The 25084-nt window shown below is 71.4% G+C and carries 21 protein-coding genes; 14 read left to right on the top strand and 7 right to left on the bottom strand.

Features of this window, described 5'->3' with window-relative positions; genetic code table 11:
• Window positions 1-450 precede the first annotated feature (450 nt).
• From ACQEV2_RS03300 to dapE, 7 genes are all read left to right on the top strand, one after another.
• Window positions 451-1347, top strand: a complete 897-nt coding sequence (locus ACQEV2_RS03300) for a TauD/TfdA dioxygenase family protein (protein ID WP_433054161.1) — start codon at window positions 451-453, stop codon at window positions 1345-1347.
• Window positions 1344-2237: an ABC transporter permease gene (locus ACQEV2_RS03295; RefSeq protein WP_433036334.1), complete on the top strand. Its 894-nt coding sequence runs from the start codon at window positions 1344-1346 to the stop codon at window positions 2235-2237. Before ACQEV2_RS03300 ends, ACQEV2_RS03295 begins: the two co-directional genes overlap by 4 nt.
• Complete coding sequence (locus ACQEV2_RS03290) at window positions 2234-2965, top strand: ABC transporter ATP-binding protein (protein WP_433036332.1); 732 nt, start codon at window positions 2234-2236, stop codon at window positions 2963-2965. The genes ACQEV2_RS03295 and ACQEV2_RS03290 overlap by 4 nt, the downstream gene beginning before the upstream one ends.
• 43 nt (window positions 2966-3008) lie before the next feature.
• On the top strand, window positions 3009-4064 hold the full coding sequence (locus ACQEV2_RS03285) for an ABC transporter substrate-binding protein (protein ID WP_433036330.1): 1056 nt from the start codon (window positions 3009-3011) through the stop codon (window positions 4062-4064).
• Window positions 4061-5389, top strand: a complete 1329-nt coding sequence (locus ACQEV2_RS03280) for an LLM class flavin-dependent oxidoreductase (protein ID WP_433036328.1) — start codon at window positions 4061-4063, stop codon at window positions 5387-5389. The genes ACQEV2_RS03285 and ACQEV2_RS03280 overlap by 4 nt, the downstream gene beginning before the upstream one ends.
• 181 nt (window positions 5390-5570) lie before the next feature.
• The gene (locus ACQEV2_RS03275) at window positions 5571-7037 is read left to right on the top strand and encodes an amino acid permease (protein ID WP_433036326.1); all 1467 of its coding nucleotides are present in this window, start codon (window positions 5571-5573) and stop codon (window positions 7035-7037) included.
• A complete protein-coding gene (gene dapE, locus ACQEV2_RS03270) occupies window positions 7034-8095 on the top strand; it encodes a succinyl-diaminopimelate desuccinylase (protein ID WP_433036324.1) in 1062 nt (353 codons plus the stop codon). The genes ACQEV2_RS03275 and dapE overlap by 4 nt, the downstream gene beginning before the upstream one ends.
• Before the next feature lie 26 nt (window positions 8096-8121).
• Here dapE and ACQEV2_RS03265 read toward each other — a convergent pair whose 3' ends face one another.
• Complete coding sequence (locus ACQEV2_RS03265) at window positions 8122-9282, bottom strand: PucR family transcriptional regulator (protein ID WP_433036322.1); 1161 nt, start codon at window positions 9280-9282, stop codon at window positions 8122-8124.
• 583 nt (window positions 9283-9865) lie between these two features.
• On the opposite strand from ACQEV2_RS03265, the gene ACQEV2_RS03260 reads away from it, so the two are divergent.
• The 3 genes from ACQEV2_RS03260 to ACQEV2_RS03250 all read left to right on the top strand — a co-directional run bounded on the left by ACQEV2_RS03260 (window position 9866) and on the right by ACQEV2_RS03250 (window position 13037).
• Window positions 9866-10825 (top strand): chorismate synthase, encoded by a 960-nt coding sequence (locus ACQEV2_RS03260; protein ID WP_433036320.1) that lies wholly within the window; start codon window positions 9866-9868, stop codon window positions 10823-10825.
• Window positions 10822-11937: an o-succinylbenzoate synthase gene (gene menC / locus ACQEV2_RS03255; protein WP_433036318.1), complete on the top strand. Its 1116-nt coding sequence runs from the start codon at window positions 10822-10824 to the stop codon at window positions 11935-11937. The genes ACQEV2_RS03260 and menC overlap by 4 nt, the downstream gene beginning before the upstream one ends.
• A gap of 278 nt (window positions 11938-12215) precedes the next feature.
• Window positions 12216-13037, top strand: a complete 822-nt coding sequence (locus ACQEV2_RS03250) for an SDR family oxidoreductase (RefSeq protein WP_433036316.1) — start codon at window positions 12216-12218, stop codon at window positions 13035-13037.
• Between the two features lie 61 nt (window positions 13038-13098).
• Here ACQEV2_RS03250 and ACQEV2_RS03245 read toward each other — a convergent pair whose 3' ends face one another.
• The 6 genes from ACQEV2_RS03245 to ACQEV2_RS03220 form a co-directional block, all read right to left on the bottom strand.
• A complete protein-coding gene (locus ACQEV2_RS03245; protein WP_433036314.1) occupies window positions 13099-13683 on the bottom strand; it encodes a DUF488 domain-containing protein in 585 nt (194 codons plus the stop codon).
• Between the two features lie 95 nt (window positions 13684-13778).
• Window positions 13779-15188: an MATE family efflux transporter gene (locus ACQEV2_RS03240; protein WP_433036312.1), complete on the bottom strand. Its 1410-nt coding sequence runs from the start codon at window positions 15186-15188 to the stop codon at window positions 13779-13781.
• A 48-nt stretch (window positions 15189-15236) separates the two neighbouring features.
• Window positions 15237-16265, bottom strand: a complete 1029-nt coding sequence (locus ACQEV2_RS03235; protein ID WP_433036310.1) for a cysteine synthase family protein — start codon at window positions 16263-16265, stop codon at window positions 15237-15239.
• Between the two features lie 28 nt (window positions 16266-16293).
• Window positions 16294-17646, bottom strand: a complete 1353-nt coding sequence (locus ACQEV2_RS03230; RefSeq protein ID WP_433036308.1) for an alanine racemase — start codon at window positions 17644-17646, stop codon at window positions 16294-16296.
• Window positions 17647-17657: 11 nt separating this feature from the next.
• Window positions 17658-18689 (bottom strand): ornithine cyclodeaminase family protein, encoded by a 1032-nt coding sequence (locus ACQEV2_RS03225; RefSeq protein WP_433036306.1) that lies wholly within the window; start codon window positions 18687-18689, stop codon window positions 17658-17660.
• Between the two features lie 123 nt (window positions 18690-18812).
• Complete coding sequence (locus ACQEV2_RS03220) at window positions 18813-19802, bottom strand: TauD/TfdA family dioxygenase (RefSeq protein ID WP_433036304.1); 990 nt, start codon at window positions 19800-19802, stop codon at window positions 18813-18815.
• Window positions 19803-20128: 326 nt separating this feature from the next.
• Here ACQEV2_RS03220 and ACQEV2_RS03215 point away from each other — a divergent pair, with 326 nt between their 5' ends.
• Genes ACQEV2_RS03215 through ACQEV2_RS03200 form a run of 4 tightly spaced genes read left to right on the top strand, consistent with a single transcriptional unit; the run spans window position 20129 to window position 25057 of the window.
• Complete coding sequence (locus tag ACQEV2_RS03215) at window positions 20129-21682, top strand: ABC transporter substrate-binding protein (RefSeq protein WP_433036302.1); 1554 nt, start codon at window positions 20129-20131, stop codon at window positions 21680-21682.
• Window positions 21667-22671 carry an ABC transporter permease gene (locus ACQEV2_RS03210; RefSeq protein ID WP_433036300.1) on the top strand — a complete coding sequence of 335 codons (1005 nt, stop codon included), beginning with the start codon at window positions 21667-21669 and terminating at the stop codon, window positions 22669-22671. The genes ACQEV2_RS03215 and ACQEV2_RS03210 overlap by 16 nt, the downstream gene beginning before the upstream one ends.
• Entirely contained in the window at window positions 22668-23522 is an 855-nt protein-coding gene (locus ACQEV2_RS03205; protein ID WP_433036298.1) for an ABC transporter permease, read from the top strand. The genes ACQEV2_RS03210 and ACQEV2_RS03205 overlap by 4 nt, the downstream gene beginning before the upstream one ends.
• Window positions 23519-25057 carry an ABC transporter ATP-binding protein gene (locus ACQEV2_RS03200; RefSeq protein WP_433036296.1) on the top strand — a complete coding sequence of 513 codons (1539 nt, stop codon included), beginning with the start codon at window positions 23519-23521 and terminating at the stop codon, window positions 25055-25057. Before ACQEV2_RS03205 ends, ACQEV2_RS03200 begins: the two co-directional genes overlap by 4 nt.
• Window positions 25058-25084 lie beyond the last annotated feature (27 nt).

Here is a 25084-nt window from a genome sequence, read left to right as displayed (position 1 = left end):
GACCCGGCGCCGCCACATCGACCTGGCGCACGTCTCCAGCGCGTTTTGTTGTCGCTGATCCGGTAAGTGGTCCCCGGCAGCAGCCGGTGTGCGCCGGGCGGAGGCAGTGCGTAGCCGCCCCTCATGCGGTGCTGCCCCAGAGGATCGTCGTATCGGCCTCCTGAAGCTCTCCTTCTCCGATTTCTCCTCATGTCTCCCTCCCCGTTCGGGGGAGAAGTGCTTGCGGGACCGGGGCGCACGGGCGAGGAGGCTTCGAGCGGGCCGCAGCGGTCGTTGAAGAACGGGCGGGCGCGCCGTCGGCCGGTCTCGGGCCGACGAAGCAGCGTGCCGTCGAACTCGGCGTACCGCAGCCCCGGCCGATCGGCGCCGAGCTGATCGCTCACTCCCCCTCTCCACCCCTCCGCACCCGGTGGTGCGCCGACGCCCCCCGAGAAGGACCTCCTCATGTCCGTGTCCGTGTCCATCCGCAAGCTCACCGGCCGCATCGGCGCGGTCGTCGAAGGCATCGACCTCACCGCGCCGCCCACTCCCTCGACGGTCACGCCCCTCCGTGACGCCCTCAACGAGCACAAGGCGATCGTTTTCCACAACGTCCACCTCGACAACGCAGGCCAGGAGCGCGTCGCCGGGTGGTTCGGCGACCTCACCACCGCCCATCCGAACGTGCCGGCCGCCGACGGCACGACGAACGTGCTCGCCGTCGACAGCGAGACGTCCAAGGCCAACGAGTGGCACACGGACGTCACCTTCGTGGTCAACCCGCCGCAGCTCACCACGCTGAGGTCCATCGTGACCACGCCGTACGGCGGCGAGACGCTCATCGCCAACGCGGCCGCGGCCTACCGTGACCTGCCCGAACCGCTGCGCGCCCTCGCGGACTCGCTGCGCGTCGTGCACACCAACCAGTACGACTACGCCCGCCCTTCGGCCGCGACGGCGCAGCGGCAGGAGTACGACAGGATCTTCGTCTCGACGCCGTACGAGGCCGAGCACCCGGTCGTACGGGTGCATCCCCTGACGGGCGAACGTGGCCTGTTCATCGGCGGGTTCGCCAAGCGGATCGTCGGCCTGTCGAGCGGCGACTCGGCGGAACTGCTGCGCATCTTCCAGTCGTACGTGACGCGTCCGGAGAACATCGTGCGCTGGACCTGGTCCCCGAACCAGCTGCTGATCTTCGACAACCGGATCACCCAGCACTATGCCGTGGACAACTACGACGACCACCCGCGCCGCCTGAACCGCGTGACCGTCGCGGGAGACGTACCGGTCGGCGTCGACGGCCGCCGCAGCGAACGACTCGTCGGTGACGCCTCGCACTACACCGGCGTTCTGGCGGTGGCGGCATGACCGAGGTCCGGATCCCGGCGCCGGCCGTCATCAAGGGCCCGGACGCCGACACGAAGAGCGCGCGGGAACGCGAGGTGTTCCTGCCGCGCAACGCCCGCCGCAGGACGCCCCTCACCGCCCTCCGCGAACGCCTGCGCTGGCCGCTGGGCATCTACACCACTCCGGTCGTGATCCTGATCGCCTGGGAGACCCTCGCCCGGGCCGGAGTGGTGTCGAAGATCTACGCCCCGGCGCCGACCTCGATCGTGAAGTCCGCCGCCGATCTGTGGCAACAGGGCGTCCTCGGACCGGACTTGGCCATCTCGCTGCAGCGGGCGGGCATCGGTCTGGCGATCGGGCTGACGGTGGGCATCGTCACCGGGGTGCTCGGCGGGCTGTTGCGCAGCGGTGAGTACCTGTTCAACGGCGTTGTGCAGGTGCTCAACACGATCCCGCTCCTCGCGGTGCTGCCGCTGATGATCGTGTGGTTCGGCATCGACGAGCTCACGAAGGTGCTGCTGATCACCTTCGGAGCGGGCGTGCCGATGTATCTGAACCTGTTCGCCGCGATCCGGGGCGTCGATCAGCGGCTGATCGAGATGGCACGCACGACGGGCGCGGGCACCTGGCGCCTGGTGACGCGCGTGCTGGTGCCCGGAGCCCTGCCGGGGTTCCTGGTCGGCCTCCGGTTCTCCCTCGCGTACAGCGTCCTGGGCCTCGTCGCCGCCGAAACGGTCAACGCCGACAAGGGACTCGGCTTCCTCATCACTCAAGGGCAGACCTATCTCCAGACCAATCAGGTCTTCGTGGGGCTGGTGATCTACTCGCTCCTCGGTCTGCTCGCCGACCAGTTCGTCCGGGTTCTCGAGCGGGTGCTGCTGCGGTGGCGACCCGGTTATGAGGCGTCATGAGCAGCGCAGCCGCGACGGAGCCCCGTCGGCGGACCGGGGTCGTCGTCGAGCAGGTGGTCCGTCGGTTCGGTGACCGGGTGGTGCTCGACCATCTCGATCTCACCATCGCCGACGAGGAGTTGGTGATCCTGCTCGGCCCTTCGGGCTGCGGCAAGAGCACCCTGCTGCGGCTCCTCGCCGGACTGGACCGGCCCGACGGAGGGCGCGTGGAGGTCCCGGCACGGCGTGCGATCGTCTTCCAGGCCGACCGGCTCCTGCCCTGGCAGCGGGTCCTGCGCAACGTCACACTCGGCCTGCACGGACCCGACGCGGAACAGCGGGCCCGCGACGTACTCGCCGAGGTCGGTCTTGCGGGCCGTGAGAAGGCCTGGCCCAAGGAGCTCTCCGGCGGCGAGGCCCAGCGAGTGTCGCTCGCACGGGCCCTGGTCTCGGAACCCCAACTTGTACTGCTCGACGAGCCGTTCGCGGCCCTCGACGCCATCACACGGCTGCGCATGCACGACCTCGTACGCGCACTGCGGACCAGGCACCACGCCGCCATGCTGCTCGTCACCCACGACGTCGACGAGGCGATCGCCCTGGCGGACCGCATCGTCGTCATGAGCGACGGCCGCATCGGCACCTCGCACGAGGTGCGCCTCTCCGCCACGGACCGCGAAGCGAGCGTCGCCCGCGAGGAACTCCGCGCCCGGCTCCTGGAAGACCTCGGCCTCGCCGGCCGGCACTGACCTCCCTCCACACCCTCACCCAGCACAGAAAGCACGACAACTCATGCGGATCAGAACCACCAGAGTCATCGGCGCCGTCGGCTCGCTCGCCCTCGCGAGCACCCTGGTCGCCTGCGGATCGGAGTCCGACACCGCCGGGCCGCTGAGCAACGCCGCCGACGCGAGCGACGCCAAGCACCCCGAGTGGAGCAAGTACACCTTCACCATCGGCGACAACGGCGGTGACGGCAGCCAGGCCCTGGCGAAGCTCACCGGCGTGTTCGACAACGCGCCCTACAAGGTCAGGTTCGCCCGCTTCACCTACGGCCCGCCGCTCGTGCAGGCCGCCGCGTCGGGCGACATCGACCTCGGCAGCGTCGGCGACGTACCGCCGATCACCGGCGCCGCGAAGGAGTACGGCTTCAAGATCGTCGCCGTCAACCGCTCGCTCACGCCCGACCAGGCACTGGAGAACATCATCGTGCCGAAGGGCTCGAAGCTGAAGACGGCCGCCGACCTCAAGGGCAAGAGGATCGCTGTTCCGCAGGGCAGTTCGGCCCACGGTCTGGCCCTGAACGCGCTGAAGAGCGTCGGCCTCACCCCCAAGGACGCGAAACTGGTCTTCCTCGACCCGGCGGCCGGCGCGACGGCGTTCAACACCGGCAAGGTGGACGCCTGGGCGATCTGGAACCCGCAGTCGGCGATCGCGGTCAAGAACGGCGCGCGGATCCTGGTGAAGGGGCTCCCGCCCATCGACCAGACGAGCAGTTACTACGTCGCAAGCGACAAGTCGCTGAAGGACAAGACCAAGCGTGCGGCCCTCACGGACGTCCTGAAGAGACTCTCGCGAGAGTTCGCCTGGGCGGTCAAGCACCCCGACCAGTACGCCCGGGCGCTCTCGCAGGAGCAGGGCATCCCGCCGGCCGATGCCAAGGCGTCCCTCGCCGCCTACTCGAACCGCGTGACTCCGGTCGAGCAGTCGGACATCGAACTGGAGCAGAAGCTCGCCGACGCCTTCCTGGAAGCGGGCCAGATCACCAAGAAGGTCGACGTCGAGTCGATCACCGACAACCTCCTCCCGGCCGGCTACGACAGCTCCAAGCTGAAGGTCACCTCATGAGCACGAGACGGCGTCGGCTCCACCTCAACGCCTTCCTCATGGAAGCGGGTCACCACGAGGCGGCGTGGCGGCTCCCGCACAGCAACCCCCGGGCCGACTTCGACCTGCGGCACTGGATCGAGCTGGCGCAGCTGGCCGAGAGCGCCAAGTTCGACTCGCTGTTCCTCGCGGACGGCCCGGCCCTCATCGGCACCGGCGAGTTCCGGCCGCCCGGCCAGCTGGAGCCGCTGACCCTGCTGACCGCGCTGTCCCAGGCGACCAGCAGGATCGGCCTCATCGCGACCGTGTCGTCGACCTACAACGAGCCGTACAACCTCGCCCGCCGGCTCGCGTCCGTCGACCACGTCAGCGGTGGCCGCGCCGGCTGGAACATCGTCACCTCCGCAGGGGCGGACGAGGCCGCCAACTTCGGCCTCGAGGACCGCCCCGGCCACGCCGAACGCTACGCCCGCGCCGACGAGTTCCTGAAGGTCGCCAAGGCGCTGTGGGACAGCTGGGAGTCCGAGGCCGTCGTAGCGGACAAGACCGCGGGACGCTACGCCGACCCCGCACGGCTGCACCGCCTCGACCATGAGGGCAGGCACTTCAAGGTGGCCGGCCCGCTCAACGTCGAGCGCCCGCCACAGGGTTACCCGCTGCTCGTCCAGGCCGGCTCCTCCGAGGACGGCAAGGACTTCGCGGCCCGCCACGCCGAGGCGATCTTCACCGCGCACACGACGTACGAGCGCGCCGCCGCCTTCTACGCCGACATCAAGGCACGGACCAGGGCAGCGGGCCGCGACCCGGACGGGGTGATCGTCCTGCCGGGCATCGTCCCTTACCTCGGCTCCACGGAGGAGGAAGCCCGGGCACTGGCGAAGCAGTTCGACGAGCTGCGCGTCCCGGAGTACGGGCTGCGCCAGCTGGCCGCCGTGTTCGAGACCGAGCAGTCGGTCTTCCAACTCGACGAACCCCTGCCGGACTTCATCCTCGCCAGGCCGAAGCTGGAGGGCTCACAGAGCCGTTCCGACCTGATCATCGATCTCGCGGTGCGCGAACAGCTGACGGTCCGGCAGATCATCTCCCGGCTCGGGGGCGGACGCGGTCACTTCGAGTTCGTCGGCACGCCCGAGCAGGTCGCGGACACGATCATCGCCTGGTTCGAGGGCGGAGCGGCAGACGGGTTCAACATCATGGCGCCGGCCCTGCCGTCGAGCCTCGCGGCCTTCGCCGAGCACGTGCTGCCGATCCTGCGCGGCAAGGGGCTGTTCCGCGAGGAGTACGAGGGCACGACCCTGCGTGAGCATTACGGGCTCCCGGTCCCGGCGAACCAGTTCCGTGCCTGACCCGCTCACCTTCCGCGCCTGACCCGCTCACGACTCCCGCCGCAGGGCGGTCCACCCACCTTCGGCATTGGCCGGAAGGCCAAAGCACCCCTCACTGTCTTGGCCACCACGCCCACCCCTCCCCACCCTGCCCTTCCGCATCATCAAGGGCCGGAACCGGAGCTGTGAGAGGAGTGGGCGCGTGGACACTGTGCAGACGAGACCGCAAAGACCCGCGGGTGAGGTCAGGACCGCGGGCAGGTTGACGCGGCGGCGGGACGTCGCCGATCTGGTGGCCGAGGCCCGTGGTGGTGTGCTGCGGCGGACGATGGGGCTCACCCAGCTCACGCTGCTCAGCGTGGGCGCCACCCTCGGCACCGGGATCTTCGTCGTCCTCGGCCAGGCGGTGCCCGAGGCGGGCCCCGCCGTCGTGGTCTCCTTCGTGCTCGCCGGGATCACCGCACTGTTCTCCGCCCTGTCCTACGCCGAGCTGGCGGGCATGATCCCGGGCGCCGGATCCTCGTACAGCTATGCCTACGCCACGCTCGGCGAGTTCGTCGCGTGGGTCTGCGGCTGGTGTCTGGTGCTGGAGTACGGCGTCTCGGTCGCCGCCGTCGCGGTCGGCTGGGGCCAGTACGTGAACGAGCTGCTGGAGCTCACCGTCGGCTGGACGCTGCCGGAGTCGCTGGCCGCCCCGCCCGGCGCCGGCGGCGTGCTGAACGTTCCGGCCGCCGCGATCGTCGTCCTCGCCATGGTGGTGCTGCTGCGCGGGGCCCGCGAGAGCGCCGTCGTCAACACGATCATGGTGGCGGTGAAGGTGGCCGCCCTGGTGATGTTCTGCGCCGTCGCCTTCACGGCGTTCCGTGCCGGGAACTTCCAGCCGCTGTTCCCGCTCGGCATGGCGGGTGTCAGCGCGGGCGCCGCCTCGCTGTTCTTCTCGTACATCGGCTTCGACGCCGCGTCGACGGCCGGTGAGGAGGCGAAGAACCCGCAGCGTGACCTGCCGCGTGCCATCCTCCTCTCCCTCGGGCTGATCACCGCGCTGTACTGCGCGGTGGCGATCGCGGCGGTCGGCGCGATGCCCTGGCAGAAGTTCGCCGGCACCGAGGCCACTCTGAGCGAGGTGCTGGTGCGCTCGGTCGGCGGCGGCACCCTGTGGCCGATCCTGCTGTCCGTCGGCGCGGTCGTCGCCACCACGAGCGTCGTCCTCGCCGTGCAGTACGGGCAGACCCGCATCCTGTTCTCGATGGCACGCGACGGGCTCGTGCCGCCCCTGTTCGCCAAGGTCCACCCCAAGACCGGGGTGCCCCGCGCCAACACGGTCATCGTGTCCGCGTTCATCATGGTGCTCGCCGCACTCGTGCCGCTGGGCGCGCTCGCCGACGCCACCAGCATCGGCACCCTGTTCGCGTTCGCGCTGGTCAACTGTGCCGTCCTGATCCTGCGCCGGCGCAGCCCCGAGGCACCCCGCAGCTTCCGGGTACCGCTCGCGCCGGTGACGTGCGTGCTGGGCACGCTGTGCTGCGCCTATGTGATGTGGGGGCTCGGCACCGATACCTGGATCGCGTTCGGCCTGTGGATGGCGGTCGGTTTCGCGATCTACGCGCTCTACGGCATCAAGCACTCCCGGCTGAACCGGCCCGCCCCGCAGGAGGAGAGCGTCGCATGACCGCGCTGAACCCGACCGGCGAGCTGGTGGACCTCACCCGAGCCCTGGTGGACACGCCGTCGGAGAGCGGCGACGAGGCTCAGCTCGCCGACGCCGTGGAGTCCGCCCTGCGCGCGTACGCGCACCTGACGGTCGAACGCATCGGCAACTCCGTCGTGGCCCGCACCGACTCGGGCCATGCCGAGCGGGTGGTCATCGGCGGCCACCTGGACACCGTCCCGGCCGCCGGGAACCTGCCGTCCCGGCTGAACGGAGAGCTGCTGTACGGGCTCGGCGCGTGCGACATGAAGGGCGGCGTCGCCGTCGCCCTGCGCCTCGCGGCCACCCTCACCGCACCGGCACGCGACGTCACGTACGTCTTCTACGAGTGCGAGGAGGTCTCCGGCGACCGCAACGGCCTGAACCGTATCGCCGCCGCACGCCCCGACCTGCTCAAGGCGGACCTCGCGATCCTCATGGAGCCGTCCGACGCGGGCGTCGAGGCGGGCTGCCAGGGTGTCCTGAACGCGGACATCACAGTGCGCGGCGAGCGCGCCCACACCGCCCGCTCCTGGAGGGGCGTCAACGCCGCGCACCGAGCGGCCGCCGTGCTCCAGCGCCTCGACGACCACACCGCCGAGCGGATCGTCATCGACGGCCTGGAGTACCGCGAAGGGCTGAACGCGGTCGCCGTCCGCGCGGGCATCGCCGAGAACGTCGTCCCCGACACCTGTGTGATCACGGTCAATCTGCGCTTCGCGCCCAGCCGTTCGGCCGAGCAGGCCGAGGCGTATCTGCGCGGGCTCTTCCCCGAGTACGACGTCGAAATCACCGAGGTCGTGCCGGGAGCCCTGCCGGGGCTCGGACAGGGCCCGGTCGCCTCGCTCGTCGAGGTCCTGGGTACGACGCCCCGCCCCAAGCTGGGCTGGACCGACGTCGCCCGCTTCGCCGCGCTCGGCACGCCCGCGCTCAACTACGGCCCAGGCGACCCGACCCTCGCGCACACCGCCGGGGAGTACGTGCCCGTCGGGCAGCTGCGGGAGTGCGAGGCCCGGCTGGCGGCCTGGCTGAGCGGCTGAACGCCAGCCGGCGGGCCTGGTGCGAGTCAGGCCCGTTCGGCGCCCCGCAGCCCCCCGAGCGTCCGCAGCTGCAGCCACAGCACCAACCGCTCGTCCGGGTCGTCCAGGTCGATGCCGAGATGCTGCTGCGCCTGCCTGAGGCGGTACCGGCAGGTGTTGGGATGCACGGCGAGCAGCTTCGCCGCCCGCGCCATGTCGCACCCGGCGTCCAGCCAGCACACCAGGGTCCTGGCGTAGTCGGTGCCCTGCTCGGCGTCGTACGCCAGCACCTCCCGCCAGGCACCCGTCGTCAACTCCCGCTGCTCGTCGATGAGTTCACGCAGCCGGAGCAGAGTGACACGGGCACGGACCTCGGCGACGGCGGCGACGTCCTCGTCCGGCCCGAGCACCCGCAGGACGAGGTCGGCGTCGTCCCGTGAACCGTGTACCGCCGCCAGGTCCGTGACCACGTCACCCAGCCCCGCCCGCACCGGCACCCGCAGTGCCTGACGTGCGCGCCGCACGATGTCCTCGACGAGCCGCTGGTGCCGCTCCCCACCGCGCTCACCGGCCACCGGCAGCAACGCGTACACCCTCCCGTCCACCAGCACGCACGCGTGCCGCCCGTAGCGCGCCTCGCACTGCAGCCGTACCAGGTCCAGCAGCCGCAGCGCGGTCTGTTCCCCGTCCGGCGCCGACACCGCGCCGTCGAGCGCGAAGGCCGCGACCCGGACCGGGGTGTCCGCGGCGAGGCCGAGGCGGTGCGCGGCGCCGACGGGATCGGCGGTGCCGTCGAGGAGACGGCGCAGCAGGTCGCTCGTCGCATGCCGGGACAGTTCCTCGCTCGCCCGGGCCCGCAGCAGGAGCAGGGCGGCCGTGGACGCGCCCTGGGTGAGCGCCTCCTCGGCATCGGGGCCGAGGTGCCCGTCGTCGACGGCCCACACCGACCCCAGCGTCTCGCCGCCCGCGCGGATCGCGACGGCGAGCCGCGGCAGCTCGTCGCCGTCGAGCGCGGCGAGGCGCACGGGGCCGGGGGCGGCGAACAGGACGCGGTACTGCTCGGTGTTCTCGGGGCTGCTCGGCACCTGGCGGCCCAGGATGCCCTGCCGCCGGGCCTCGTCGACGGGCTGCCCGGGGACGGTGGAGTAGGCCAGGATCCGCTGGCGTGCGTCCTCGACGACGACCGCACCGCCCACGGCCGCGGCCACCGCGTTGGCCAGCGCGAACAGATCCCCGAAGGCGGCCCCGCCCCCGCCTGGCCGGGCCGGGAACCGATCGCGGACGCCAGCAGCAGATGGACGTGGTGCCAGGCGGCTTCCTCGTCGACGGCGAGCAGTGCGAGGCCGTGGGCCTTCGCCGCCGCAACCGTGTCGGGCTGCCCGTCCCTGTCCCGTACCACGAGCCCGGCCATCCCGGCGGCCGCGGCATCGCGGGCCAGCGCCTCGACCTCGCCCGCTCGCGCCCCGACCGCCAGCAGCAGGGCGCCGGGCGCGCTGCGCGGAAACGGGGCCCCGGCGTCGTACAGAAGGACCTCCGAGACGGGTGCGGTGAGCCCGGCCGGGGCGGTGAGCACACGGAACATGGGCTCGCCGAGGGTGTCGAGAAGCTCGTCGAGGGTGCAGGCGTCCATGGGCGGGGCGGTCTCTCCGGTGGGACACAGTCAGATGGGGACGATTGGCGTTTTTATCGGACGGCGAAGGCTGAGGGCCTTGGCCGATCGCAACAGAGATAGGGGATCTCATTGTCCCCGACGACAATGGCCGACAGCTCGTCGGCCTGGAGACTCGGGGCATGACACCTGTGACGAGCTCCGCCGCTGGGTCCGGTCCGGCGGACGGTACGCCGAACGCGGGCGCCCTCGCCGAGGCCGCGGCCCGTGCCGCCGGGGTCACGGTCCGTACCGTGCACGACGTGGCCGGTATCCGTGCCGTGGCCGACTTCTTCGCCGATGTGTGGCAGACACCGCGCGCCACCCCGCCCTACCCCTCGGAGGTGCTGCACAGCCTGGTGCACGCCGGTGGCGCGGTGCATGCGGCGTACTCCGCCGACGGGCCGTCGGGCGAACGGCTCGCCGGCGCGGCGGTCGCGGTGTTCGGGCCACCCGCCGAGCGGGACGTGTACTCGTTCGTGGCCGCGGCGACCGCGTCCGGCCGGGGCGTCGGCTTCGCGGTCAAGCAGGCCCAGCGGCAGTGGGCGCTGGAGCGGGGCGCCACCACCATGCGCTGGACCTTCGACCCGCTGGTCAGCCGCAACGCCCGCTTCAACCTGGTCAAACTGGGCGCTGTCGGCAGCGAGTACCTGGTCGACTTCTACGGCCCGATGAGCGACGGCGTGAACGACGGCGACGAGAGCGACCGGCTGACCGTCGTGTGGGACCTCGTGACGGGGACGACGCGGACCGACGACCCTGCCGGGGGCCGCTCGGCCGCCGATGTCGTGCGCCGGGCACCGGACGGCGGCCCGCTCGCCCTGCGCGACGCGGACAGGCTGTGGTGCCGCGTGCCCGAGGACATCGTCGCGCTGCGCGCCGCCGACCCGGCGCTCGCGCTCGACTGGCGGCACGCCGTACGCGAGGCCTTCACCGAGGCGTACGCCGAGGGCCTGCACGCGACGGCCATGTCCCGCGACGGCTGGTACCTGCTGACCCGCCGCCCGTTCTCCGACCCGACCGACCCCTCCGACCCCACCGACACCTCCGACCCCTCTGACCCTTCCGACCTCTCCGAATCCGCTTCCGAGGAGCAGGAATGAAGCTCGAACGCGTTGAACTGCTCCACGTCGCCATCCCGCTCGTCACCCCGTTCCGGACCTCCTTCGGGACGATGACCAGCAAGGACACTTTCCTGCTGCACGTCGTGACCGACGAGGCCGAGGGTTGGTCGGAGTTCGCCGCCGACCCGCAGCCGCTGTACTGCTCGGAGTTCGTCGCCGGCGCCGAGATCGTCATCCGGGACTTCCTGCTGCCGCGCGTCGCGGCCCTGCCCGAGCCGACGACCGCGGCCGTCGCCCCCGCCATGGCCTCCGTCAAGGGCCACGAACTCGCCAAGGCCGCCCTGGAAACCGCCCTCCTGGACGCCGAACTGCGCTCCTACGGCATGTCGTTTGCGACCTTCCTCGGTTCGGTCCACGAACGGGTGCCCGCCGGGGTCTCGGTCGGCATCAAGAACTCCGTGCCCGAACTGCTCGACGACGTCGAGCGGTACCTCGCCGAGGGCTACCTCCGCATCAAGCTGAAGATCGAGCCGGGCTGGGACGTCGAGCCGGTGCGCGCCGTACGCGAACGCTTCGGCGACCAACTCCCGCTCCAGGTCGACGCCAACACCGCCTACACGCTCGCCGACGCCGAGCACCTGCGCGGGCTCGACGACTTCGGGCTGCTGCTGATCGAGGAACCGCTGGAGGAGAACAACCTCCACGCTCATGCCCAACTTCAGAAGCGTCTGGCCACCCCGGTCTGCCTGGACGAGTCGATCCACTCCGCGCGCGACGCGGCGTCCGCGATCGCGATGGACGCCTGCCGCGTCGTCAACGTCAAACCGGCCCGCGTCGGCGGCTATCCGGAAGCCCGTCGCATCCACGAGGTGGCCGCCGCCCACGGAGTGCCGGTGTGGTGCGGCGGAATGCTGGAGACGGGCATCGGCCGCGCCCCCAACCTGGCGCTCGCCGCCCTCCCGGGCTTCACCCTCCCCGGCGACACCTCCGCCTCCAGCCGGTACTTCGCCGAGGACATCACCGAACCCTTCGTCCTCCAGGACGGCTACCTGCCCGTCCCCACCGCCCCGGGCATCGGCATCGACCCGCTGCCGGACGTGCTCGCCCGGTTCACGACGGGGACTCGGGTGTTGTACGTCCGGACGCCGTGATGCTCCGGACTCAGCCAGGCCCGGTGTCGTGGGGCACCTGAGGGGTACGCGGTGCGGGTATTCGGGCAACGGAACAGTAGGAACGCGGAGCGCGAATGACGGCGCCGTCGAGACGAGGTCGGTGCCCGGCCGGAAACCGCTCGGCCGATGCCGCCCTCCGCCTCGTACGCCCTGCGGCATCGGACGACCCGGCAGCGCAGGCTCCTTCACTCCTCCCTGGGTCGGGCTGTCCGTGCGGTACGCCGACCTCCGCATCACACGTGACACTGGAGCCCTTCATGGAACCGCATCAGGACACTCCAGGCCCTCGGATTGCCCCTGTGGCCCTGATCACCGGATCGGACTCGGGTATCGGTCGGGCCACGGCGGTCCGGCTGGCGGAGGCCGGCATGGACATCGGCATCACCTGGCACCGCGATCACGTAGGGGCACGGCGGACGGCGGACGAGGTACGGGCCGCCGGGCGCCGCGCCGCGATCGAGCAGCTGGACCTCACCCGGCTCCCAGAGGCCGCGGGGGTCATCGATCGGCTGGCAGACGAACTCGGCCGGATCGACGTACTGGTGAACAATGCCGGGACCGGCACCATGGCGCCGTTCCTGGATCTCGACCTGAACACCGTCCGCCACGTCATCGACGTCGACCTGGTCGGGCCCTTCCTGTGCGGACAGCGCGCTGCCCACCGCATGATCGACCAAGGAGACGGCGGCAGGATCATCAACGTCACCAGTGTCCACGAGCACCAGCCCCGCGTGGGCGCCGCGCCGTACTGTGCCGCCAAGGGCGGGCTCGGGCTGCTCACCCAGGTCATGGCGCTGGAACTGGCCGAGCACGGGATCACCGTCAACGCCGTCGCTCCGGGTGAGATCGCCACACCGATGACAGGCCAGACGGACACCGACGTCACCACCGAACGGCGGCCCGGCGTGCCACTGGGCCGTCCCGGTGACGCTCGCGAGGTCGCAGCCGTGATCTCCTTCCTCGCCGGTCCGGAGGCGTCCTATGTCACAGGTGCCTCGTGGGTGGTGGACGGGGGGATGGTGCGGATGGGACCGCAGGCAGGTTCCCATCTCCGAGACGATGCCTGGCGGCGGCCCTGAACACGTCCCAGCAGCTTCTTCGTCTGCTGGTAGTGCATGGCAGGTACTCGGGCAGGTGACCTCACCCGGCGGCTTGTGGACCGGCGTCGTAGACGACGAGGCCGTCCCCGCGAAGGCGCACACCTGGCGTCGGGGTGTGCGCCGTGAGGCGTCCGTTGTGCATCAGGTGCCGGACGAGCGCGCCGCGGGCCAGGACGGCGAAGTCGGCGATCAAGCGCCGGTGGCATCGCCACCACACCGCCTCACTGCACATCACCGCCGTGCGCTCCTCACGTGCCTGCCGCATCAGGACATCCATCGCGGCGACGAACTCCAAGCTGCGCGTATGCGCGGCGTAGCCACGGAAGGACTCGTTGCGCCAGACGGTGTCGGGTGAGTCCGGCGACGGCTTGCGCCACCCGCCCAACCTCCGCTCCCACCGGTAGGCGATCTCCTCCTCGGGCATCCACTGGGCCAGCCGCTGCCGTGACAGGTCCGGGTCCCGGCGACTGCCGGGCGCGGTCCTGACGTCCACGACGGCGACGACACCGGCGTCCCGCAGAAGCTTCGCCAGCGTTGTTCGATCGGCAGTGCCGTGACCGATGGTGATCAGCTCCGGGCGTGGCCCGGGAATGCTGCCTACGGGGTCGGTCCGGACATGGCCCATACACCGAGTGCACCATTCATCGGCCGGCGCGGCACGTCTTCTTCGAACTGGCCGCAGGCATCGGGGTGCCCTCGGGCTCGGCAGAGCCGTGAGCTTCACGCGACGGCCGGCTGCGCGGTCGCCCGTAGGGACAGAGCCCGGCCGTAGCGGCGCAGCAGGAGCAGGGCGGTGGCGGCGAGGCCGGTGAGCAGGCCGAGCCAGACGCCGACGGTCTCCAGGCCGGCGAGGTTCCCGAACAACCAGGCGGCGGGCAGGCCGATGAGCCAGTAGCCGACGAGCGTGATGCGGAAGCCGCTCTTGGTGTCGTCCAGGCCGCGCAGCAGGCCGACGCCGATGTTCTGGGTGCAGTCGAAGAACTGGAGGACGGCCGCGACCAGCAACAGGTTCGTGGCGATGTCGGTCGCGCTGTGCCCGTCGGCGGACGACGGGTCGAGGAACGGGCGCAGCACCAGGCCGGGGACGGTGAGGTAGACGACGCCGACCACGGCCATCACGGCCGCCGCGCACGCGAGCGCCGTGTTCTTGATGCGCCGGGCGGCGTCGATCCGGTCGAGGGCGAGTTCGCGGCTGACGTTGAGGGACGCGGCGTGGGACAGGCCGACGGCGATCTGGAAGACGATGTAGATCAGCTGGTTGACGGCGGTGTGGGCGGCCAGCGCGGCGCTGCCGAAGGCGCCGATCAGCAGGGCGACGACGGAGAAGAAGCCCGCCTCGGAGCCATAGGTGGCGGCGATCGGCACACCAAGGCCGGTCAGGCGGCGCAGGGTGGCCGGGCGGGCCTTCCAGATCCGGACGTCCAGGAGTGGGGCGAGCCGGGGGTCGCGGCGGGCCGAGGCGTACAGGGCGAGGCAGGTCAGCAGGTAGACCAGCGAGGTGGAGATGCCGATGCCGGGCAGACCCAGCTCGGGGAACACCCAAGTTCCGTGGATGAGCGCCCAGTTGAGGCCCGCGTTGACGGCCACCGAGGCGATGGTGATCTGGAGCAGGGCCTGCGGTCGGCGCATGCCCACCGTGAACTGCCGTATCGCCTGGAACCACAGGCAGGGGATCAGACCGGGCGCGAGGGCGAGCAGTACCGGCCAGGCGGTGTCGACGACCTCGGGGTCCTGGCCGAGATAGGCAACGGCCCGGCCGATCAGCAGGATGATGAGGGCGCCGACCACACCGGCCAGGGTGGCCAGCGCCAGCGCGGCACGGACCACGTCCCGGACCTCCTCCCGCGCCGGCTCGGTGAGCTCCTCGTCCTCGTCGGCGCGGGCGGAGGCCGCGGACACCTGGTTGCCCACAGCGGTGACCAGGCCGACGCCCATGGTGCGCAGCTGGTTGAAGACGACCATCGCCAGGCCGCCGCCGGCCAGCGCCTCGGCGCCCATCAGGCCCATCATCACCGTGTCGGTGGTGGTCAGGGCGACCTGGGCGAGCTGGGTCAGGGCGAGTGGTACGGCCAGGGTCGCCAGGGCGCGGCTGTCCCGGAGCAGAGTGGTGAGCGGTGTCGGTGTCGGCATCGGTGTCAGTTCTCGCGGGGTGGGTTCGGCATCGGGATCCGCATGGCCTCAGACCTCGCGGAGTTTGGCCAGCAGCTCGTCGATTTCGCGCTCGACGGGCGGGTCGATGAGATGGCGGGCGTTCATCCAGTCGTCGTTGAAGACGGTGTCCATGTACTTCTCGCCTCCGTCGTTGATCAGCGCGACCATAGTCGTGCCCGGCGCGAGCGAGGACATCCGGGTCAGCGCCTGGTACACGACCCCGCCCGCGGAGCCGCCGATGAGGAGGCCGAGACGACGGGCCAGCACCCGTGCGGTGGCGAAAGCCTCGATGTCGCCGACCTTGACTCCCTCGTCCAGCAGGTCGTAGTCGACCATGGCGCCGATGGTGGCGCCCTCGGGGGTGCCCGTGCCGGACTGGTAGTAGTCGTGGGCGGGTGGCCCGAAGGCGATCGACCCCTTCGGCTCGACGCCGACGATCCGCACCCCGGGCACGGTCTTACGCAGTTCCCCGCCGGTCCCGAAGAGTCCGCCGCCGGTTCCCACGGCGCCTATCAGGATGTCGATACGGCCGTCCAGCGCGGCGTCGAGTTCATGCGCCACCGGCCGGTAACCGTCCCCGTTGGCGGGGTTGTTGTGCTGCTCGGTGAAGTAGGCGTTGTCGCTCTCGGCCGCCAGCTTCTCGGCGAACTCCTCACGGGCCGCCGTGGCCAGTTCCTCGTCGCCCTCCTCGGCGACGTAGACGAGTTCGGCGCCGAGCGCCTTCATGCCGCGCAGTTTGTCGATGGCGGCGTGGTGGTCGACGACCGCGGTGAAGGTGTAGCCGCGCTCGGCGGCGATGACGGCGAGGCCGAGGCCGGTGTTGCCGGAGGTGGATTCGACGATACGGCCGCCGGGGCGCAGCAGACCGCGATCCTCGGCGTCGAGGACCATCTGCCGGGCCATGCGGATCTTCGCGGTGCCGGTCGGGTTGAACTGCTCCAGTTTCAGCAGCAGTCGGCTGCCGGTGTCGGTGCGGCACAGCTCGAACAGGGGGGTGTGGCCGATGAGGTCGGAGACACGGCTGACCACGGCGGGACGCGAGAGCGCCTTGTCCATCGGATGGCTCCAGGTTTCGGGGAGAGAGTCAGGCGAGTGGATGGCGGTCGAGCCGCCAGCGAGTCGTACCGCCGGCGGTGTCGAGGACGACCTTCGGGGGGAGCGGAAGCTCATGGAAGGGGGACTCGTTGGAGTCCATCTGGTACCCGGCGGTGTTGGGGTAGACGAGCAGGTCCCCGGCGGCCGGGCGGGCAGGGAAGCGCACCTTCCGCCAGGTGACCATGTCGGACTCCAGACAGGTGGCGCCGCCGACACAGGCCGCGTACGGCTCACCGGGGGACGCGTGGGCGGGCAGCAGCACCGGATCCGGCAGGTACTCGCTGTTGAACCACTGCTCGGACAAGCTGAGGCTGCTGCCGTCCACGGTGAGGATGCCGTATCCGGAGGGTCGGTCCTTGACGCCCTGCACGCGGAAGACCGTGCAGCCGGCCCGATCCAGCAGCGCCCGCCCCGGCTCCAGCAGCAGCGCCACCCCGGCCTCGCGCAGCCGCTCGGCCAGGGGCCGGCCGGATCCGCCCGGGCGCGCGGCCAGGACCGCGCGCAGGGCGTCGGCCCCGGCCACGGGTGAGTGGTACGGGTAGAAGTCCGACGCGGCGAAGGACTTGCCCGCGTGGTAGTGGTCGGGCCGCTGCTCGCGCAGGAAGCGTTCCCAGTGCTCGGCGGCGGTGTAGTCGACGGCGAACCCGCCGCCGATGCTGATCCGGTCCGCGCGCAGCCCCAGAACCCGTGCCTTGAGGCAGAGTTCGACCAGTTCGCCCGCCAAGTCGGCGCGCTGTTGGGGGTCGTAGCCGGACAGATGGAAGGAGAAGCCCTCCAGCACGACGGCCTCAGCGGCCTCGGCGCACCGGGCGAGAGCGGACTCCAGCTCCCGGTCGTCCAGCCCGAAGCGGCTGTGCGGCTGGGCCGGTGGCAGCCGCCGCAACAGCACGCGCGCCGGACGTGCGGCGGCCTGCGCCTGCGCGACGACGCGTTCCAGTTCGTCGAGTGCGTCGACGGCGATCAGGCAGCCCTGCAGAACGGCGACCCGCAGGAGACCCTCGGCTTTGGTGGGCCCGGTGACCACGACGTCCTCACCGCGCACCCCGTGCCCGAGCGCGTCACGCAGCTCACCGGCGGCGGCCACGTCCACGCCCGTGCCGGACAGTGCGCAGCGGTCCATCCAGGCGGCGGCCTTGTTGGCCTTCTTCGCGTAGTACACCCGGCCTTCGACACCGGCCTCGGTCAACGCCTGCTCGAAGGCCGCCACGTTGGCGTCGAACCGGTCGGGCAGCAGCAGGTGGAACGGGCCGCCGAGCGCGTACGACAGCTCGTGCGGGAGTCCGCTGCCGAGGATCGCGTCGAGCTGCGGATCCGGATGGGCGGGCAGCGGCGGAGCACCCATGGTATGGGACGTCACTGCCACAGCCGCACCCGCGTTCCCAGGCCCTGCTCGATGGCCAGCTGCGCGAAGCGGTGCCCGAGCGCGATGTCGGTGACGACCAGGCCGCTGTTGTACGCGAAGATCCGCTCGTCGGCCGAGCGCCGGCCCTCCGCACGGCCCGCGACGACCTCCGGGAACTCCGCGTCCACGGCGGGGAAGTTGCCGTCGGCGTCGGCCATGTCGGTGCCGGTGACCTTCATCTGCGCCTCGCTGGTGGCGATGACCCGGTCCGCCTGCTGCAGGGTGGACGGGGCGATGCCGTGGCCCACGAGGATCGACAGGGCGCCCGGTTTCAGGTCGGCGGCCTCGACGGCCGCGGGCGTGTGCTGTCCGGCGGTGGCGACCACCACGTCGGCGTCGGCCGCGGCGGCCCGTACGTCGTCCACGATCTCCAACTCCCGCTCGGGGAAGTAGTGGTGGAGCCGTTCACGGACCGCGGTCAGACCGTCGGGGTGGGTCCCGTAGACCATGAGACGGTCCAGCTGGGGCAGAGTGGTGAGCAGGAATGGCAGCGCGAGGCGGCCCTGGGTGCCGGTGCCGATCACGAGGGCGCTGCGGCTGCCGGGCGGCGCGCACTCGCGGGCCAGCAGCGCCGAGACGGCCGGGGTGCGCAGCGAGCCGATGCGGCCGCAGTCCATCATCGCGAGGGGCAGGCCGGTCGTGTCGTCGTAGATCGTGAGGGTCGTGTAGTAGTGCTGTTCGTCGCGCGAGCGGTCCAGGCCGTGCTTGTAGGACGTCTTGATGGCGACGACCTCGCGGACGCCGTCGCGGCCGAGCATGGCGTACGAGACGGAGTGGCCGTCCTCGGGCTTGACGGTGAGCTTGCGCGGGTTGGCGGACTTGCCGTCGGCGAGGGTGCGGTACGCCTGCTCGACCACGTCGACCACGTCGGTCAGGGAGATGTCGATCCCCGCGAGGTCGCCGGTGCTCAGGATGCGCAGGGCCTTGTCGTCCGCGGGTATGTCGGCCGGGGTGTTGTCCGTGCGTGGGGAGGTGCCGGTCACGGCTGTTCCCTTCGTACCAGGGGATTCGGACCAGAAGGTTCGGAGCAGATGGCTCGGAGCAGATGGTGCTCGGAGAAGAAGGCTCGGAGAAGAAGGCTTGGAGCAGGGAATGTTGAGGGGGGATCAGACGAGGGCCACGAGCGCGGCCTGTCCGTAGCCGTGCTCGTCCGCCTCGGCGAGGGGGCGGCTGCGGCGGCCGGGGACGCGTACCGAGGCGCGCTTGAGCCAGCGGTCGGTGCCGTCGTAGCGGGCCCGGAACGGCACCCGGCCGTGCACGACGAGGTCGTTGTCGACGACGAGGACGTCGCCGGGCTCCAGGGCGACGGCGACCGAGACGCGTTCCAGTTCGGCGGTGAGCCGGTCGTACGCGGCGCGGTAGTCGGCGGGTGCCTGGTCGAGCGGGGTGTAGGCGGGGTCGTAGCGCAGGGTCGGGCCGGCCTCGGTCTGCCACAGGACGGGGATCTTCGGCGGCTCGCCCGCGAAGCTCTGTGCCTCGGCGTAGGCGTCGTCGGGGAGGATCGGCAGCACCGGGCGCGACAGCAACGCGACATCGTCCGGTGCGAGGCGGACCTTGCGGATGCTGGCGGCGGTGGTGGCGACGGCGTCGTGGTTGCGCATGCAGGCCAGCAGCAACAGGTGCGCGCGGCCGGGGTGGAAGGCGTCCTCGGTGTGCGGGCTGAGCAGCACCGTGCTGCTCGCGCCGGTCTGCTCTGCCTCATGGCCGGGCGAGGGCACGATGTTGTGCACGAAGCGGCCCTCCTGCTGCCCCTCCCAGGCGATCGGGTGGCCCATGGCCGTGGCGAGCAGCAGCAGGATCACGTCCCAGGCGGCGGCGCGGTCACCGGCCGTGGCCCAACTGCTGGGCGTGGGGCCTATTCCGCCGTCGTCGACCGGCAGGCCGCGCAGGACGTACAGGCCGTCGTCCGTGTCGACGGGGCGACATGCCTGACGAATCGTTTCTCCAAGTCGGGTGGCGGACGTCGCGACCCGGCGGAGCAGTTCCGGCCGCGCGGCCGAACTGCCGAAGTCGGCAAGGATTTTGTGGGCGGTCTCGGTCAGCTCGTCGACATCGTGCTGGGCGAGCTGCCGTACGGGTGCGGCTCCCGTGGGCATGGCGCAGACATCCCTTTCGGGTGCGGGTGCGGGTGCGGGTGCGGGGTGCGGTGGAGCTCGGAACGCCGGCCTGTGGACTGCCTGTGGGCCGACTGGGTGATCGCTGCGGAAACGTATCAGCCCTGCTTAGGTAAGGCAAGCCTTACTGGATCTCATGCTTCTGTCGTGAACTACCCGCCATACGTGCGCCGTTGAGTGCATCCGTGCGCCGGTTTGACACCCCGCCAGAGATCGGAAACGCCCCGGCGGCCCTTGCGTAAAGGATCTTCTTAGGGTAGGCACACCTAAGCAATGTGTCCCATGTGAGTGGAACGAGGTCGTGCGACGTGAACCTGAACAGACGCCAGGTGCTGTGGGCCGGTGGCGGAATAGGCGCGGCCGCGCTCCTGGCCGCCTGCGGCGGTGGTGACGAGACCTCGGCCAAGTCGCCGGCGAAGGCGAACGAGAAGCCCCGGCGCGGGGGCACCCTCCGGGTGGGCGCGCTGGGTCGCGCGTCGGCCATCACCCGTGATCCGCACGGCACTCAGGCCAACGAGAGCGACTACCTGATCATCTCGCTGGTCCACGACACCCTCACCGTCCCCGGGACCAAGCCGAACACCGTTCCCCGCCTCGCCGCGAAGTGGCAGGCGTCGGACGACCTGAAGACCTGGCGCTTCACTCTCGCCAAGGGTGCGAAGTTCCACGACGGCACGCCGGTCACCGTCGAGGACGTCGTGTGGTCGCTGAAGCGGCTGCGCAACACCCCCTCGGGTGCCTCCCGTCTGCCCGGCATCAAGCCGGAGAACATCAAGGCCGAGGGCGACGACACCGTCGTCCTGGTGTCCGACTACGCCAACGCCGAACTGCCGCAGCTGACCCGCCTGACGACGTTCGTGCTGAAGAAGGACACCGCGGACAAGGACCTCGGAAAGGCGCCCGGCACAGGCCCGTTCAAGCTGGACTGGTTCCGCTCCGGCAACGCCCGCCTGGTCCGCAACGACGACTGGTACGGCGGCGACGTGCATCTCGACGCCATCGAGGTGAAGATCTTCGAAAGCCCGCAGGCGATGGCCAACGCGCTGCTGGCCGGGCAGATCGACGTCGCGTCCAACGTCGGCGCGGTCGCGGCCCGCACGGCCGAGAAGCGTGACGACATCCAGATCGTGCGCCGCCCCAACGACATGGCGATGCCGATCGTCATGCGCACCACCGACGGGCCGTTCGCGGACGCGAAGGTGCGGGAGGCGCTGCGGCTGGCCGTCGACCGCGAGGCCATGGTCAAGCAGGTGCTGTCCGGCTACGGCACCGTCGCCAACGACATCCTCGGTACCGGCGACCCCGCCTACGCCAAGGACATCCCGCAGCGCAAGCGCGACCTGGCCAAGGCCAAGCAGCTGCTGAAGGAAGCCGGCTTCGACACGTCGAAGACCTACAAGCTGCTCACCACCGAGGACATCGCGGGCCTCGCCGAGTCCGCCACGCTCTTCGCCTCCCAGGTCCGCGAGGCCGGCGTCAAGGTGGAGGTGGTCAAGCAGGAGTCGGCCACGTTCTGGGAGAAGACCTGGCTCAAGGGCGACCTGTACACCACCTACTGGGGCACCAACGACTCGGTCGTGTTCTTCGCCAGCAAGACCATGGTGTCCGACTCCGGGCAGAACGAAGCCGGTTGGAAGAACAAGGAGTTCGACGCCGCGTACAAGAAGGCGATGGCGACCGAGGACGCGGTGGCCCGGGCCAAGGTGCTGCACGAGCTCCAGCAGATCGAGTACGACGAGTCCGGCTACGTACTGTGGGGCATGGCCGACGGCATCGATCTCGCGGGCGCGGCCGTGCGCAACCTGCCCACCCTGCCCGGCTACGGGCGCGTTCAGCTCGAGCAGGCATGGCTGGCTCGCTGACCCGGGAGGAACCGGCCGCGGCCTCCGGGCCCCGGCCGGTTCCGGCTGTGATCCGTACGGCTCTCTTCGCGGCCGGTGTGCTCGCGCGCCGGATCCTGCTGCTGGCCGGGCTGCTCGCCGTCGTCTTCGCCGCCGTCGAACTGCTGCCGGGTGACGCGGCGAACGCCACCTCCGAACGCGGCGAGAGCGCGGCCGACCTCGCCGAGCGGCGTCATCTGCTGGGCCTCGACCGACCGGTGGCGGAACGGTTCTGGGACTGGATGACCGGCCTGCCCACCGGCGACCTGGGAACCTCCGCACGGGGGGAACCGGTCGCGGACCTGCTCGCCCACCCGTTCCCCAACACCCTGCTGCTCGGCGGGCTCGCGCTGCTGTTGACCCTCCTCGCGTCGGTCGCCCTGGGTTGCTGGGCGGCGGCCGAGCCGGGCGGCCGCCTCGACCGGGGGGTCTCGGCGAGCGCCACCGGCATCCTCGCGCTGCCCGAGTTCGTCGTCGCGGTCGCCCTCGTCCTCGTCTTCGCCCTGTGGACCGACTGGCTGCCCGCCGTCACCCTCACCGACGCCGACGGCTCGCCCGCCTCCTGGCGGATGCTCGTCCTGCCCGTCCTCGCCCTGGCCGTTCCGCAGATCGGCTGGAACACCAGGATCGTCCGGGCCGCGCTCGCCGACGAGGCCAAAGCTCCGCACATCGACACCGCCGTCCTCGACGGACTGCCCCGCCACCGGATCCTCACCCACCACCTGCTGCCCGGCGCCCTGCCCACCATCGCGGCCGGCATCGCCACCTCCACCGGCATGCTGCTGGGCGGCGCGGTCGTGGTGGAGACCATCTTCAACTACCCCGGTATCGGCTCCGTCCTCGCCGGAGCGGTCGCCGACCGCGACAGCCCGCTCATCGCCGGGGTCGTCGCCGTCACCGGAGCCGTCATCACCGGTGTGCTGCTGCTTGCCGACCTCGTACGCGCCTGGGCCTCGGGAGGCCGGACATGACCGCGACCACCACCGCCGCGAAGACGGCACCGCCCCTGCGCGAGGCCCGCCGCCGGGTCGTGCTCCGGGTGCTCCCGGCGCTGCTGCTCACCGCCCTCGCCCTGGCCGGACCGTGGCTCACCCCGCACGCCATCGACGCCCCGGTCACCGCGCCGTACGCGGAACCCGGCGGCGACGCCCCGCTCGGCGGCGACCAGTTGGGCCGCGACGTGCTCAGCCGCGTCCTCGCCGGTGGGCGCGAACTCGTCGTCACCTCCCTGCTCGTCGCCGTCCTGGTCACCGCGGTGGCCGCCGTGCTCGGCGCGGTCAGCGCCCTGCGCCCCGCCATCGGACGGATCGTCGAACGCACCGCCGACGTGCTGATGCTGCTGCCCGCCGTGCTCGGCATCCTCCTGGTCACCCTGTCCTGGCCGGACGGCGGACGGCTCGCCGTCGTCACCGCGTCCGTCGTCCTCGGCGTCCCGTACGCGGTGCGCCTGGTCGCCGGGGCCGCCGCGCCCGTGGCGGCCTCCGGATACGTGGAGGCCGCGGCCGTCGGCGGCGAGCGGCTCGGACACCTCGTGGTCCGGGAGGTGCTGCCCAACCTGCGGGCCACCCTGCTCGCGCTGTTCGGGCTGCGCTTCGTCGCCGCGGTCTACCTCGTCGCCACCGCCGGCTTCCTCCAGGTCGGCCCCCAACCGCCCGCCGCCGACTGGGCGTTGATGATCCGGGAGAACTCCGCCGGCATCCTCCTCAACCCCTGGGCCGTCCTCGCCCCCAGCGTCGCCATCGGCCTGCTCGCCATGAGCGTCAACCTCGCGGCCGCCGCCCTCGTCCCCGCAACCGGCCGGAAGGCGGTACCCGCACTGTGAACCACATGCCCGACTGGTACTCCGACAGCCACATGACCGATGGGGAGGGCGCGGTCCGGGTCTCCGGCCTGACCGTCACCGCCCCGAACGGCCGCCTCCTGCTCGACCGGTCCGACCTCGAACTGGCCCCCGGCCGCGTCACCGCCGTCGTCGGCCCCTCCGGCTGCGGCAAGACCACGCTGCTGCGAGCCGTGACGGGCACCCTGCCCCCGGGCACCGAGCGCACCGCGGGCAGCGTCACCGTCCTCGGCCAGGACCCCCTCACCCTCCCGGCGCCGGCCCTGCGCACGCTGCGCCGCCACCGTCTCGCCTACGTCGGCCAGGACCCCGGCTCCGCCCTCAACCCGCGCATGAAGGTGCGCCGCCTGCTCGCCGAAGTCGCCGTGGACAAAAGGCCCGAGGCGATTCGGGCACAGCTCGCCGAGGTACGGCTGCCCACCGATGACGGCCTGCCCGACCGCCGCATCGGCGGCCTGTCGGGCGGGCAGCAACGCCGGGTCGCGCTCGCCCGCGCCCTGGCCCGCCGCCCCGCCGTCCTCCTCCTCGACGAACCCACGGCCGGACTCGACCCGGCACTGCGCGACGAGATCGCCGACCTCCTGCGCCACCTCGCGGAGAGCCACCGCATAGCCATCGGCCTGTCCTGCCACGACCCCGACCTGGTCACCCGGCTCGCCGACGACGTCGTGGACCTGACCGGCCCACGTCTCCAGCAAGCCACGCGCCCCGCACCCGCCCCATCCGAGCGCGCACTCACACCCCACGACGCCCCTGCCACGCTCACCGCCTCCGGCCTGCACGCCGCCCACCTCCACCGCGGCCGCCGCGTCCCCGTGCTGCACGGCATCGACCTCACCCTCGGCGCCGGAAGCAGCCTCGGCATCGTCGGCGCCTCCGGCTCCGGCAAGACGACCCTGCTGCGCACCCTCGTCGGCCTGCACCGCGCCGGCGCCGGCACCGTCAGCCTGGACGGAACCCGCCTCGCCCCTACCGCACACAGCCGCTCCCGCGACCAGCGCCGCCGCCTCCAACTCGTGCCGCAGGACCCCCTGGGCACCCTCAACCCCAGCCGCACCGTCGGGGCCACCCTGCGCCGCCCGCTCCTGCTGCACCGCCGGGCGGGGCGGGTCGAGATCCCCGACCGCGTCCTGGAACTCCTGGACCAGGTCGGCCTGCCCGCCGCCTTCGCCGACCGCTATCCCCACGAACTCTCCGGCGGACAGCGCCAACGCGTCGCCATAGCCCGCGCTCTGGCTGCCGACCCCGACGTGCTGATCTGCGACGAGGTCACCTCAGCCCTCGACGCGGACACCACCGTCGCCGTCATGGACCTGTTGGCGGATCTACGTGACCGGCGTGGCCTGTCCCTGGTCCTGGTCAGCCACGACCTGCGCCTCGTCGCCGACCGCACGGACACCCTGCTCGTGATGTCCGAGGGCCGCGTAGTCGAGTCGGGCCCCACCGCACGGCTGTTCACCTCACCGTCCCACCCCGTGACCGCAGCACTGGCCACGGGAGTCCCGCTCGGCGGCTGACCTACGCCGGTTCCGGGCGCCAGGAGA

It is taken from the genome of Streptomyces sp. CA-251387, assembly GCF_050936625.1.
In the GTDB taxonomy this organism is placed as follows: domain Bacteria; phylum Actinomycetota; class Actinomycetes; order Streptomycetales; family Streptomycetaceae; genus Streptomyces.
This window is presented reverse-complemented; position numbering and strand designations above follow the sequence as displayed.